This window comes from Xanthomonas sp. NCPPB 1754 (assembly GCF_041475725.2).
Taxonomy (GTDB): Bacteria; Pseudomonadota; Gammaproteobacteria; order Xanthomonadales; family Xanthomonadaceae; genus Xanthomonas; species Xanthomonas euvesicatoria.
Genome location: NZ_CM192982.1, coordinates 1,035,867 through 1,047,866, shown reverse-complemented (window position 1 = coordinate 1,047,866; position 12,000 = coordinate 1,035,867). Strand labels below are relative to the sequence as shown.

Sequence of the window (12,000 nt, the reverse complement as noted above, 5' to 3'; positions counted from 1 at the left end):
ACGTCGTATCGTCTCCGCGGAAGCTACGCTGTGCTGGTGGGAACTCCTTTCGATCCGCAAGCTACCGCACCGGCCGCCACCACACCGGTGTCGCTGGATGCATTTCTGGCCGGCATCGGGCCGCGTGCCTTCCGTTTTGCCGAGGCCGGCTTGCGGCACCGCGAAGATGCGCTGGACGCCGTGCAGGACGCCATGGTGAAGCTGCTGGGCTATCGAGAGCGGCCAGCGGAGGAATGGACGCCGCTGTTCTGGAGCATCCTGCGCAGCCGCATCATCGACCTGCAGCGGCGACGCAGCTTTCGCCTGAAGTTCTGGGCACCGGCCGAGCGCGCCGACGACGAAGGTCCGATCGACTGGGCCGACCCCGGCACCGGACCGGTCGACGAACAACAGCATCAACAGGCCTACCAACGGCTGGTCGATGCATTGCGCACACTGCCGGCGCGCCAGCGCGAAGCCTTCACGCTGCGCGTGCTCGAAGACCTGGACGTGGCCACCACTGCCAAGGCGATGGGCTGCTCCGAAGGCTCGGTCAAAACCCACCTGTCGCGCGCGCGCGACGCGTTGCAAAAACAGTTCGAGGATTTCCTGTGAACCGCTCCCACGACCCCGCCCGGCTGGATGCGCAGCTGCGCCAGCTGCACGCCACCGCGCTGACCAGCCTACCGCCGCAAACCCTGGCGCGCCTGCGCCAGGCCCGCCACGCCGCGGCCCCGACGCGCAGCCGACGTGGCTACTGGTTGCTGGCCACCGCGTGCTCGGGCCTGCTGGCGATCGGCATCGGCCTGCAGCTGCATCCGAGCCAAAGCGTCTCCTATGGCACCGCGCCGACCTCGCCGGTTGCCAGCACCAGCGCCACCACCGAGACAGACGACCTGCTGGCCCAGAACCCGGACCTGTATGTCTGGCTCGGCTCCGACACCGCCCTGGCCATGGAATAAGCACGATGACCCACACCACCCGCCTGCTGTTGACCCTGTTGCTGTGCACCGGGCCATGCGCCTCCACGCTGGCTCAGGACGGCCCACCCGGACCTCCTCCCCCGGGTCCGCCCATGGACGCGCCTGGCCCACGCGGCCAAGGTCCGGGTGACGAGACGCCCATGCCCGAGTGGGACCAACTGACCAAGCAGCAGCGCCAGGTCATGATCGATGCGCTGCGCGAGCGCTGGAACGACGTGCCCGAAGAACGTCCCAGGATGTACCGGCACGCCCGCCGCTGGCTGGACATGACGCCCGAGCAGCGCAAGCAGGCCAAGGCCGGCATGGACCGCTTCCGCAACATGAGTCCGGAGCAACGCCGCGAGGCCAAGGCCTTGTTCGACCGCATGCGCACGCTCAACCCGCAACAGCGCAACGAACTGCAGCAACGCTGGCAGAAGATGAGCCCGGCCGAGCGCAGCGCTTGGTTGCGCGAGCATCCGCCGGTCGAGGACTGACGTTTCCCAGCACTGCGCAGCGGTCGCAGCAGCGGATTGCGTTTGCTCAGGCGCCGCGCAGGGTTGCGATGGGCGCTGGATATGATCCAGCCGTCGCGCTTGGCATCTTGCAGCATGCCAGGGCCAGTCGCTGCAGCGACGCGCACCCTGCGCACCCCGCGCGCGCGGCCGCGTAAGTGTGTGTAGCGCACGCAGCTGCATGACGTCGCGGCAACCAGATGCATGCCAGCACCCGTGCTGGCATCGGTGGCGTCGCTGGTCGCAAGGACAACCACGAAATCCCTGACCGCGCCAAACCTCAACCTGCCCCAAAGAGCGCTCTTCAGCGCCGGACCGACGACGGCTCGCGATGCGCAGCGTGCTGCCCTTGCCGCATTGCACGCACCGAACTTTCTGCGATGCCTACGCGTTGGTCGGCGCCGGCGCCGACCAACGCGTCTTCGCCAGCAACTCATCGTCCCAGTCGAGCGTCAACGCACCGTCCTTGATCAACAAGGCGGCGAAGGCGTACACGTTGCGCGCGAACATCTCGCTGGCTTGCACTGCGCCCTGGCTGGCCAGATTGAGCGGGCCAGCGATGACCACGCCGTCGAGCTCATACGTTTCGCCCGGGCGGGTGGCCGCGCAATTGCCGCCGGTTTCCGCCGCCAGATCCACGATCACGCTGCCGGCGCGCATGCCACGCGCCATCTCGGTGGTCACGATCTTCGGCGCCGGCCGGCCCGGAACCGCTGCGGTGCACACCACCACATCCACACCTGTGAGATGTTCGGCCAAACGGCGCTGCTGTTCGGCGCGTTCGTCGTCGCTGAGCTGGCGCGCGTAGCCGCCTTCGCCGGCAGCGCTCACGCCCAGGTCCAGAAATCGCGCACTCAGCGAGGCGATCTGCTCACGCGTTTCCGGCCGCACATCGAAGCCTTCCACCTGCGCGCCCAGCCGTTTGGCCGTTGCGATCGCCTGCAGGCCGGCCACGCCCGCACCGATCACCAACACCTTGCACGGGCGCATGGTGCCGGCCGCAGTGGTCAGCATCGGAAAAAAGCGCGGCGCCAGTTGCGCGGCAATCAGCACCGCCTTGTAGCCGGCCATGCCGGCCTGCGAGCTCAACACATCCATCGATTGCGCGCGCGTGGTGCGCGGCAGGCGCTCCAGTGGAAACGCGATCAATTGCCGCGCGGCAAATGCCTGCGCGCGCGCCGGATCCGTGTCCGGCGCCAGCATGCCGATCACCACCGTGTGCGGTTTGCAGCCAAGCAAGGTCCCGGTAGAGGGCGCCTGCACGCACAGCACCATCTCGGCCTGTGCCACGGCGTCGGCGCCGGCAAGCTGCGCACCGGCCTGCAGATACGCGGCATCGTCCATGCTGCTGGCCAGGCCGGCCCCCGACTCGATCCACACGCCGGCACCGAGCGCGACCAGTTTCTTGACCGTTTCCGGCGTCGCGGCCACGCGGCGTTCGCCAGCGGCCCGTTCTTTCAGCACCAGCACCTGCACAGCCATGCGTTGCTCCGGTCTTGCGCCCAGTCGCGGCGATGCTAGCAGAGCGCGGCGCCACTGCCGGCGGTACCGGCAACGACGCCAGTGCAGCGCGCGCGTGCCACATGTCTACGGACGCCGCAGCGGCTACCCATGCGCGTGGGACCGCTCAGTGCACCGTGCTGTTGTTCTGCAACGGATCCAGACGATCGATCACACCCTGCATGGCGCTGTCGAAAGCGCCGTCGTTGATGTGCTCGCGCAGGCGGCCCAGGCGCACCATCACCGCCAGTTCTTCCGGCGAGGCGACGCAGAAACGCACGCCACGTCGATTGACGAACAGCAGGCGCTGCGAAATCGGGCTCACCCACGACAGCTTGCCGGCCTGCACCTTGCCATCCTTGTCGACAAAATCCAGCCACGTGCCGATATCCATCGCGCGGAAACGTTCGGCGTCGGCACTGTCGATGCTCTGCGCGACCGCTTCGGCACCCAGCACCACGCTGACGCTTTCGGCGGCCGGTGGCGGCAGATTGACCTGCGGCAGTTCCGGCAGGGCTTTTTCCAGTTCCGGGCGCGCTTCGGCGATCGCCTGCAGGGTGTCGTGCAAGGCGGTGATCGCCACCACCACCGCATCCCCGTGCAGGCCTACGCTGGCGAACACGCGGTGCAGCGCCGGCTGCCACACCTGCAGCCATGGCTTGCCGACGATATGGCGGCGCGCTTCGGCCAGTTCTTCCAGCACGCCGTCGGCCAGCGCCAGGGCCTCGATGGTGCCGGGACCTTCCTCGCCGTCGCGCAGGATCGCCATGGTCAGGTGATGCAGCCACGGCTGGCGCAGGAAGTCGTCCACCGCCTTGGGCAGGCCCGCGTCTTCGGGGGCACGCTGCTCCAGTTCCGACAGCGCGCGGCTGCGCGCCAGTTCGAGCTTTTCCTGCCCGCGCTGGGTCTCGGTAGCACGACGCTCGGCAATTTCCACCCGGCGCCGGTGCTGCGACAGGAAGTCGCGGAATTCTTCCTCCAGGGTGAGAAAGATCGCCAGGTTCTCGTTGAATTCGGCCACCAGGCGGTCGACGATCTCTTCGACCTTGCCCATCAGCACGCGCTCGGCAGCGCTGTCGCCGTTGTTGCCTTCGCAGGCCTCGGCCAGCGAGTTGAGCAGGCGCCGCGCGGGGTGGGTCTTCTGCACGAACATCTTGCGGTCCAGCAGCGCGACCTTGACGAACGGCACCACCAGGCGGCCGATCATTTCGCGCGAGCGATTTTCCAGATCGCGCTCGTCCAGCATCACATCGAACAGCATGCCGACCAGGTCGATGGCGTCTTCGTCCATCGGGTCGAGCTTTGCAGTGGCCGGGTCCACGCCCAGCCGCGTGGCGCTGGAAAGCACCTCGTTCTTCAATCGCTGCGCAAGCGATTCGGTGTCGTCGCCGATGGCCGCCTGCAGCGTCGCGCTGGGTGTGGCCTGCAACAGCGACAGCACCGACATCATTTCGCGCTGGCTCAACGGGCGTTGCTGCCCCACCGCGACGGTGGCGGCAGAAGCGGCGGTGTCGCGCACGCTGCGGGTCTGTTGCAGCAACTCGTGCAGCGCCTCGAGCAGCATGCCCTGGCTACCGCCGGGATGGTCGGCCTCACCGTCCATGCCGCCAGCCCCGCCACCATCGGCATGCCCGCGCTGCGTCGCAGCCTGCATGCGGCCGCGGCTATGCGCCCAACGGTCAAGGAAACGGTTGGCCCAGGCCGGTGCGTACTGATCACCCTGATCGTCGCCACCTACCTCGGCGTGACCGCCCTGCGCCTCGACCTGGGCGCGCTCTTCCGGCGTTTCGCCACGCGGCTGCATGCGCGGCGGCGCGCGCTTGGCCTGTGAAATTTCCGGCATCACCCCGGCCTTGGCCAGGGTTTCGTCCAGGCGTGCGTACAACTTGCCGATCGGCTCGGCCAGATCGCGCTCGCACAGCTTGATCAGCACCAGTCGCACTTCCGGCGCCAGATCGCAGGTGGCGAAGGCTTCGTGGATCGCCACACCCAGATGTTCGGGGCCAATCGGGTTGGTGTCGGCCATCAGCTCCAGCCCGCCGGCGATCCAGCCCAGGCGGCGGTCCACCCGTGCCAGCACCTGTTTGAAATCGCGCAACAGCACCGTGGCCAGATTGCGCACAGCCAGCCGCGATTCAAGCACGTGCTCGGGCACCAGGCTCAGCGGGCCGCTGCCCATGTCGCCGGCCAGCACCACTTCGGCCGACAACGGCGTGCCGAGCACCAACGCCTGCCAGCCGTCTTCCAGCTGCTGGCGGAACTGGCGGGCGACCTCTTCGCGCTTGCGGCGCAATTCGCGCATGCCATCGAGAAACAGCAACTGCGACGCGCCAGCGGATTCGGCACGGTCGAACAGCACATCGTCGAAATGCGCAACTGCAGCAGCAAAAACCTGCGCGAGCGCCGGCACGAACACGTCGTGGGCCTGCTCGAGCAAGCGTTGGTCACGGCCCGGGTGTCCCGACGGACTGGGCTGAAAAGTCATGCGCAAAGGCTCCCCGCCTCTGCAGGCGTGAAAATTTTCGAACGAGAAAAAACAGACGCGGCCCCAAATTCCGCCCGTGCATGGTAGGCGGTTCGCGCATCCGTTAAGTGTGACATGTTACTCACTTTACTCGTGACCGCCCAGGGTTTGCGTGTCAAGCGGCCATCCTAGCTCGCCACGTCGCGGTGGAGCTTGCCGGCAGTCATTCTGCGCCTGCGGGTGTTAAGCCTTCAGCTTCGCGGGCGCTTCCGGACCATCAGCCACGCCTTGCATCGCGCCGCAGCGGCAGCGGCAGCGGCATCGCAGTGCAGGCGCAGGCCGTCCAGCAACGCCGTCATCGCCAGCTCCTCCGGTGAAGCGAGGCACAGCTGCCACCACGCCGGTTGGCGAACATCAGGCGCCCGGAGATCGGGCTGATCCACGACAGCGTGCCTACTTGTCCGAGAACGTCGCGGCCAATGAAATCCAGGTGGGTGCCATTACATGAGGTCGATCGCGGCGGCCACGGCCCCCACCGGCCATGCTGCGGCGAGCGTTGGGAAGCGGCCGTCTATAATTCAATGCCTCGTTGCCCCGACCCGGATTTATGCACGCACCGTATTCGCTCCAGGCGCTGGACGCGCGCCGTTCGGTTCCCTCCAAACAACTCGGCGCGCCCGGGCCGGATGAAGACACCTTGCTGCGCATGCTCACCTCGGCGGTGCGCGTGCCCGACCACGGCAAGCTGGTGCCGTTCCGTTTTCTGCGCATCAGCGGCGCCGCGCGCGCTGCGCTGGGGGATTTCCTCGCCGAGCGCACCCTGGCCGCCGACCCGCTGGCATCGCCGGCCACCCTTGCCAAGGAACGTGGACGCTTCAGCGACGCACCGGTGGTGATCGTGGTGATCGCCTCGCTGCGCCCCGAGCACAAGGTGCCCGTGCAGGAGCAACTGCTCACCGCCGGCTGCGTCTGTTTCGCGCTGCTGCAGGCCGCGCAGGCGCACGGCTTCGGCGCGCAGTGGTTGAGCGCGTGGATGGCCTACGACCCGGCGGTGACGGGCTACCTGGGCCTGGAAGACAACGAACGCATCGCCGGCTTCATCCACATCGGCACGCCGCGCATGCAGGTGCCCGAACGCGAGCGCCCGGACCCGCGTGCCTTGCTGCGCGACTGGACCCCGTGACCACACCGACCGCCCCGCTCGACGCTGCGCCGCTGGCCATCCGGCGCCCGACCCCGCTGTATCTGGTGGATGCCAGCCTGTACGTGTTCCGCGCCTGGCATTCCATCCCGGACGAATTTCAGGATGCGCAGGGCTGGCCGACCAATGCGGTGCACGGGTTTGCGCGGTTTCTGCTGGACCTGCTCGAACGCGAGGATCCGCAGCACATCACCATTGCCTTTGACGAAGCCCTGGACAGCTGCTTCCGGCATGCGATCTACCCGGCCTACAAAGGCAACCGCACGCCTGCGCCGGATGCGTTGCGCCGCCAGTTCGCGCATTGCAAGGCGCTGTGCGCAGCGCTCGGGCTGAGCGTGCTGGCCCACCGCGATTACGAGGCCGACGACCTGATCGGCAGCGCGCTGCACAGCGCGCGGGCGCACGGCTTGCGCGGAGTGATCGTGTCGGCCGACAAGGACCTGTCGCAGTTATTGCTCGAGCATGACGAGCAATGGGACTACGCGCGCAACCAGCGCTGGGGCATCGACGGGGTGAAGGCGCGCCATGGCGTGCATGCGCACCAGATCGCCGACTACCTGGCGTTATGCGGCGATGCCATCGACAACATCCCCGGCGTGACCGGCATCGGCGCCAAATCGGCGGCGGTGCTGCTGGCGCACTTCGGCAGCCTGGATGCGCTGTTGGAACGCATCGACGAGATTCCCTTCCTGCGCCTTCGCGGCGCGGCGCAAATGGCGGTGCGGCTGCGCGAACAGCGCGAACACGCATTGCTGTGGCGTCAGCTCACCACCATCGCGCTCGACGCGCCGCTGGCGCTGACCGAAACCGGCTTCACGCGTGCCCACGCCGATGCGGACATGCTCACAGGGTTGTGCGAGAGCCTGCGCTTCGGCCCGCTCACCCGGCGCCGTCTGTTGGCCGCCAGCACCGGCGCCGCCGCACCGTTTCCTCCCGTTTACCTGGCACAAGGTCCCCGCCCATGAACCGACACGACACCCCGCCCACCGTGGTTTACGAAGGCAAGTACCAGCGCATGGTCGTGCGTGGCACTTGGGAGTATTCCGAACGAGTGCATGCCGGCGGCCTGGCCGCGATCATCGTGGCGGTGACGCCGGACGATGCGATGTTGTTCGTCGAACAGTTCCGCGTGCCGCTGCAGGCGCGCACCATCGAAATGCCGGCCGGGCTGGTAGGCGATGTGCATGCCGATGAGTCGATCGAACTGTCGGCCATTCGCGAACTGGAAGAAGAAACCGGCTGGACCGCCGAGCATGCCGAAGTGTTGATGATCGGCCCCACTTCGGCCGGCGCCAGCAGCGAGAAGATCGCCTTCGTGCGCGCCACCGGTCTGCGCAAGGTCGGCGACGGCGGCGGCGATGCTAGCGAAGACATCACCGTGCACGAAATTCCACGCGCGCAGGTCGGCGCCTGGCTGGTGCAGAAGATGGCCGAGGGCTATCAGATGGACCCCAAGCTGTGGGCCGGCCTGTATCTGGCCGATCACGCATTGGACGGCACCCCGCGTGGCTGACGCAGCCATCGAACCCTTGCTCGGCGCCGACGATCCGGCGCCGTTCACCGTGCACAACGCGCAGGCCGCATCGCCGTGGGTGTTGATCGCCGACCACGCCGGCCAGCGCGTGCCGGCGCGGCTGGCCGACCTGGGCCTGCCGCAGGCTGAGCTGGATCGCCATATCGGCTGGGATATCGGCATTGCGCAGGTCACGCAGCGGCTGGCCGAGGCGCTGGATGCGTTGGCCATCGCGCAGACGTATTCGCGCCTGGTGATCGACTGCAACCGCCCGCACGACGCACCCAGCCTGATGCCGGCGGTCAGCGACGGCACCTTGGTTCCGGGCAACCAGCACCTGACCGACAGCGACCGGCAGCAGCGCATCGCTGCGATCTTCGCGCCGTATCACGCACGCATCGCCGCCGAATTGGATGCGCGTGCACAGCGCAGTCAGCCGACAATATTGGTGTCGATGCACAGCTTCACCCCGGTCATGGCCGGCAACGCGCGGCCCTGGCATGCCGGCGTGCTCTACCACCGCGATACGCGGCTGGCGCATCGCCTGTTGCAGGCGCTGCGTGCCGAACCCGACCTGGTGGTGGGCGACAACCAGCCGTATGCGGTCAGCGATGCCACCGATTACGCCATCCCGGTGTATGGCGAGGGCCGCGGCCTGCTGCATGTGGAACTGGAAATCCGCCAGGACCTGATTGCCGACGCGGCCGGGCAACAGGCCTGGGCAGCGCGCCTGGCGCGCATCCTGCCGCCGTTGGCAGATGCCTTGCTGGCGCCTTGAGCAGCAGCGTTTGGCGCCTGCATGCAGGCACGTTGAACATCTGCAATCTGTAGGAGCGCGCTTGCGCGCGATGGAGCGTTACCGGTAACGCCGCAGTGTGCGCACGCGCGCTCCTACACGTCATGCGTATGTCATCGCACCTCAGCGCGTGCCGCGGAGTGATCATGCACATCGACCAAAGCGAACTCTGATCGATGTGCATGCATTCGCTCACGCAAACCCGTCGGTGGCACACACCAAGGCATCGACGTTTTCCGGCTCGAACGCCGAATGCCCGGAAGCCGGGCTGATCTGCAACTGCGCCTTCGGCCACACCTTGTGCAGGTCCCACGCGCTTTGCAGCGGGCAGACCACATCGTAGCGGCCGTGCACGATCACGCCGGGAATGTCGGCAATGCGATGCGCGTCGCGCAGCAACTGGTCTTCGACCTCGAAGAAACCGCCGTTGACGAAGTAATGGTTTTCGATGCGTGCGAACGCCAGGGCAAAGTGCGCGTCTTCATGCCCGGTGACGAAGTCCTCGTCCACATGCAGGAAGCTGGTGGCGCCTTCCCACACGCTCCAGGCCTTGGCCGCGGCCAGGCGCGTGGCCTCGTCATCGCTGGTGAGGCGGCGATGGAAGGCAGCGATCAGGTCGCCGCGCTCGTCCTGCGCAATCGCGTTGATGTAGTGCTCCCAGGCATCCGGGAACAGCCGGCTGGCGCCTTCCTGGTAGAACCATTCCAGTTCGAAGCGGCGCAGCAGAAAGATGCCGCGCAGCACCAGCTCGGTGACCTGCTGCGGGTGGGTCTGCGCATAGGCCAGCGCCAGCGTGGAGCCCCAGCTGCCCCCGAACACCTGCCAGCGGTCGATGCCCAGATGCGTGCGCAGCCGTTCGATATCGGCCACCAGATCCCAGGTGGTGTTGTCTACCAGATCGGCATGCGGCGTGGACCGGCCGGAACCGCGCTGATCGAACAACACGATGCGGTACTTGGCCGGGTCGTGGAAGCGCCGCATCTTGTCGTTGCATCCGCCGCCAGGGCCGCCATGCAACATCACCACCGGCTTGCCCTGCGGATTGCCGCACTGCTCGAAATACAGCGTGTGGCGGTCGTCGACCTTCAGGCTGCCCTGCTGGTAGGGCGTGATCTCGGGATAGAGCGTGCGCATGCGTCGGTCCTGCGGGAAACCGCTAGTGTATCGGCTGCTGCGGGCGCACACGGGCAACGCCATGTGATCGAAAAGACCGGTGCGCGGTGATGGGCGAGGCGCTGAAGAGCACATCGACCTTGCGCGCTTGCCGGCAGGCGGGCGCACTCGGTGCGCGCAACCGCTCGATCGAACGCGCGTGCTCCGCTCCGGAACGTGCGGCCAGTCTGCCGACAATGACGCTGCGGCAATTGCTCAGCCGGCCTGGCCCGCAGCTGGCGACCAGCGCCCCAAGGTCACGCGATCACGCCGCTCCAGATCCTGATGCGTGGCCACCGCAGCGAAGCCGCGTGCGGCCAGCAGTTCGGCCACCGCCACTCCCTGGTCCCAGCCATGCTCCAGCAGCAACCAGCCGCCGGGCAGCAGATGCGCAGGCGCATCGGCCACGATCAGGCGAATATCGTCCAGCCCGTCGCTGCCCGAGGCCAGGGCACTGGCCGGTTCGTAGCGCAGATCGCCCTGCTGCAGGTGCGGGTCGTGGGCGGCGATATACGGCGGGTTGCTGGCGATCAGGTCGAAAGCCTCGCCAGCCAGCGGCGCAAACCAGCTCCCCTGCCGGCAGTCGACATTGCGCAGCCCATGGCTGTCTGCATTGCGCCGGGCCATCGCCAGCGCCGCGGCGCTGGCATCGGTGGCGATCACCTGCGCCTGCGGACGTTCACTGGCGATGGCCAGCGCGATCGCGCCGCTGCCGGTCCCCAGATCGGCGACACGACGGCCTGGCACGGTGTCCAGGCGCTCCAGCGCGAGCTCGACCAGCACTTCTGTATCGGCGCGCGGGATCAACGTGGCCGGCGAGACCGCTAGGTCCAGCGTCCAGAATCCGCGCGAGCCGGTCAGATAGGCCACCGGCTCGCCGGCCTCACGGCGCTGCACCAGGGCATTGAAGGCCTGCGCGACCGATAGAGGCACCGCATCGCGCCCGTGCATGAACAACCAGGCACGATCACGGCCCAGCGCGTGCAGCAGCAGTGCTTCGGCATCGCCGCGCTCGACCCGTCCGGCGGCGCGGCGAAGCAGCTGATCGGCGGGAATGGCGGCGAGATCGTCGGACATACGGGCTGTTCACCTACACGCAACATCGGCTGACCATTATCGACCATGGCGTGCACCGCGATTGCGCTAGATGCCATCTGACGAGTCGATAGCCTAAGACTATCTATGCAATTCCATCAATCGATTTGAGGAATCTATCGATCCTGTCTACCATGGCGCCTGTTCCATCCCCCGCCCCCTTTTCACCGCACGAGGAAACTCAATGTCTCTCATCAACACTCAGGTCCAGCCGTTCAAGGCGAATGCGTACCACAACGGCAACTTCATCGAAGTCACCGAAGCCAGCCTGAAGGGCAAGTGGTCGGTGCTGATCTTCATGCCGGCCGCGTTCACCTTCAACTGCCCGACCGAAGTGGAAGACGCCGCCGACAACTATGCCGCCTTCCAGAAGGCTGGCGCCGAGGTCTACATCGTCACCACCGACACGCATTTCTCGCACAAGGTGTGGCACGAGACCTCGCCGGCCGTGGGCAAGGCGCAGTTCCCGTTGATCGGCGACCCGACCCACAAGCTGACCCGCGCGTTCGGCGTGCATATCGAAGAAGAAGGCCTGGCGCTGCGCGGCACCTTCATCATCAATCCGGAAGGCGTGATCAAGACCCTGGAAATCCACGACAACTCCATCGCTCGCGACGTCACCGAGACGCTGCGCAAGCTGACCGCGGCACAGTTCGTGGCCAACAATCCTGGCCAGGTCTGCCCGGCCAAGTGGAAGGAAGGCGCCAAGACCCTGGCTCCGTCGCTGGACCTGGTCGGCAAGATCTAAGCCGGCTGTCACCTCCGGCCCGATAAGGGCCGGGGGTGAACCGGAGCCGGTGCCGGGCTGCCCGCCAGCCGCCGC

Annotated in this window: 12 protein-coding genes and 1 pseudogene; 8 read left to right on the top strand and 5 right to left on the bottom strand. The window is 67.1% G+C overall.

Translation table 11 applies throughout. The features are described 5' to 3' along the window. The first annotated feature begins 30 nt into the window (after window positions 1-30). Genes ACCQ15_RS04605 through ACCQ15_RS04595 form a run of 3 tightly spaced genes read left to right on the top strand, consistent with a single transcriptional unit; the run spans window position 31 to window position 1,438 of the window. Window positions 31-594 carry an RNA polymerase sigma factor gene (locus ACCQ15_RS04605; RefSeq protein WP_008578133.1) on the top strand — a complete coding sequence of 188 codons (564 nt, stop codon included), beginning with the start codon at window positions 31-33 and terminating at the stop codon, window positions 592-594. Then, entirely contained in the window at window positions 591-941 is a 351-nt protein-coding gene (locus tag ACCQ15_RS04600) for a hypothetical protein (protein WP_372381261.1), read from the top strand. Before ACCQ15_RS04605 ends, ACCQ15_RS04600 begins: the two co-directional genes overlap by 4 nt. Window positions 942-946: 5 nt before the next feature. Then, window positions 947-1,438 carry a DUF3106 domain-containing protein gene (locus tag ACCQ15_RS04595; RefSeq protein WP_372381260.1) on the top strand — a complete coding sequence of 164 codons (492 nt, stop codon included), beginning with the start codon at window positions 947-949 and terminating at the stop codon, window positions 1,436-1,438. Window positions 1,439-1,840: 402 nt separating this feature from the next. Here the strand turns inward: ACCQ15_RS04595 and ACCQ15_RS04590 are convergent, their stop codons facing one another. The 3 genes and pseudogenes from ACCQ15_RS04590 to ACCQ15_RS04580 all read right to left on the bottom strand — a co-directional run. Continuing rightward, on the bottom strand, window positions 1,841-2,938 hold the full coding sequence (locus tag ACCQ15_RS04590; RefSeq protein WP_372381259.1) for an NAD(P) transhydrogenase subunit alpha: 1,098 nt from the start codon (window positions 2,936-2,938) through the stop codon (window positions 1,841-1,843). Between the two features lie 145 nt (window positions 2,939-3,083). Continuing rightward, window positions 3,084-5,441: a PacR family protein gene (gene pacR / locus ACCQ15_RS04585; RefSeq protein WP_011346511.1), complete on the bottom strand. Its 2,358-nt coding sequence runs from the start codon at window positions 5,439-5,441 to the stop codon at window positions 3,084-3,086. 222 nt (window positions 5,442-5,663) lie between these two features. Further along, window positions 5,664-5,919 (bottom strand): annotated as a pseudogene (locus ACCQ15_RS04580) (DUF1631 domain-containing protein); the annotation flags it as partial. Between the two features lie 108 nt (window positions 5,920-6,027). On the opposite strand from ACCQ15_RS04580, the gene ACCQ15_RS04575 reads away from it, so the two are divergent. The 4 genes from ACCQ15_RS04575 to ACCQ15_RS04560 are packed head-to-tail and all read left to right on the top strand — an operon-like array spanning window position 6,028 to window position 8,912. Next, window positions 6,028-6,603, top strand: coding sequence for a nitroreductase family protein (locus tag ACCQ15_RS04575; protein ID WP_008578127.1), 576 nt, complete (start codon window positions 6,028-6,030; stop codon window positions 6,601-6,603). Then, window positions 6,600-7,586, top strand: coding sequence for a 5'-3' exonuclease (locus ACCQ15_RS04570; protein WP_372381258.1), 987 nt, complete (start codon window positions 6,600-6,602; stop codon window positions 7,584-7,586). The genes ACCQ15_RS04575 and ACCQ15_RS04570 overlap by 4 nt, the downstream gene beginning before the upstream one ends. Beyond that, a complete protein-coding gene (locus tag ACCQ15_RS04565) occupies window positions 7,583-8,134 on the top strand; it encodes an NUDIX hydrolase (protein WP_029818743.1) in 552 nt (183 codons plus the stop codon). The genes ACCQ15_RS04570 and ACCQ15_RS04565 overlap by 4 nt, the downstream gene beginning before the upstream one ends. Beyond that, window positions 8,127-8,912, top strand: coding sequence for an N-formylglutamate amidohydrolase (locus ACCQ15_RS04560; RefSeq protein ID WP_122273230.1), 786 nt, complete (start codon window positions 8,127-8,129; stop codon window positions 8,910-8,912). The genes ACCQ15_RS04565 and ACCQ15_RS04560 overlap by 8 nt, the downstream gene beginning before the upstream one ends. 210 nt (window positions 8,913-9,122) lie before the next feature. On the opposite strand, the gene pip is transcribed toward ACCQ15_RS04560, so the two are convergent. Further along, complete coding sequence (pip, locus tag ACCQ15_RS04555; RefSeq protein WP_122273231.1) at window positions 9,123-10,064, bottom strand: prolyl aminopeptidase; 942 nt, start codon at window positions 10,062-10,064, stop codon at window positions 9,123-9,125. 234 nt (window positions 10,065-10,298) lie between these two features. Further along, the gene (gene prmC / locus ACCQ15_RS04550) at window positions 10,299-11,159 is read right to left on the bottom strand and encodes a peptide chain release factor N(5)-glutamine methyltransferase (protein ID WP_109291194.1); all 861 of its coding nucleotides are present in this window, start codon (window positions 11,157-11,159) and stop codon (window positions 10,299-10,301) included. Between the two features lie 202 nt (window positions 11,160-11,361). Here prmC and ahpC point away from each other — a divergent pair, with 202 nt between their 5' ends. Continuing rightward, window positions 11,362-11,925, top strand: coding sequence for an alkyl hydroperoxide reductase subunit C (gene ahpC, locus ACCQ15_RS04545; RefSeq protein ID WP_003488826.1), 564 nt, complete (start codon window positions 11,362-11,364; stop codon window positions 11,923-11,925). The last annotated feature ends 75 nt before the right edge of the window (window positions 11,926-12,000 follow it).

Bases quoted from the DNA above. Each gene is read 5' to 3' on its own strand.
- ACCQ15_RS04595 (WP_372381260.1), top strand. From the start codon at position 947: ATGACCCACACCACCCGCCTGCTGTTGACCCTGTTGCTGTGCACCGGG.
- ACCQ15_RS04590 (WP_372381259.1), bottom strand. From the start codon at position 2,938: ATGGCTGTGCAGGTGCTGGTGCTGAAAGAACGGGCCGCTGGCGAACGC.
- pacR (WP_011346511.1), bottom strand. From the start codon at position 5,441: ATGACTTTTCAGCCCAGTCCGTCGGGACACCCGGGCCGTGACCAACGC.
- ACCQ15_RS04575 (WP_008578127.1), top strand. From the start codon at position 6,028: ATGCACGCACCGTATTCGCTCCAGGCGCTGGACGCGCGCCGTTCGGTT.
- ACCQ15_RS04565 (WP_029818743.1), top strand. From the start codon at position 7,583: ATGAACCGACACGACACCCCGCCCACCGTGGTTTACGAAGGCAAGTAC.
- pip (WP_122273231.1), bottom strand. From the start codon at position 10,064: ATGCGCACGCTCTATCCCGAGATCACGCCCTACCAGCAGGGCAGCCTG.
- prmC (WP_109291194.1), bottom strand. From the start codon at position 11,159: ATGTCCGACGATCTCGCCGCCATTCCCGCCGATCAGCTGCTTCGCCGC.
- ahpC (WP_003488826.1), top strand. From the start codon at position 11,362: ATGTCTCTCATCAACACTCAGGTCCAGCCGTTCAAGGCGAATGCGTAC.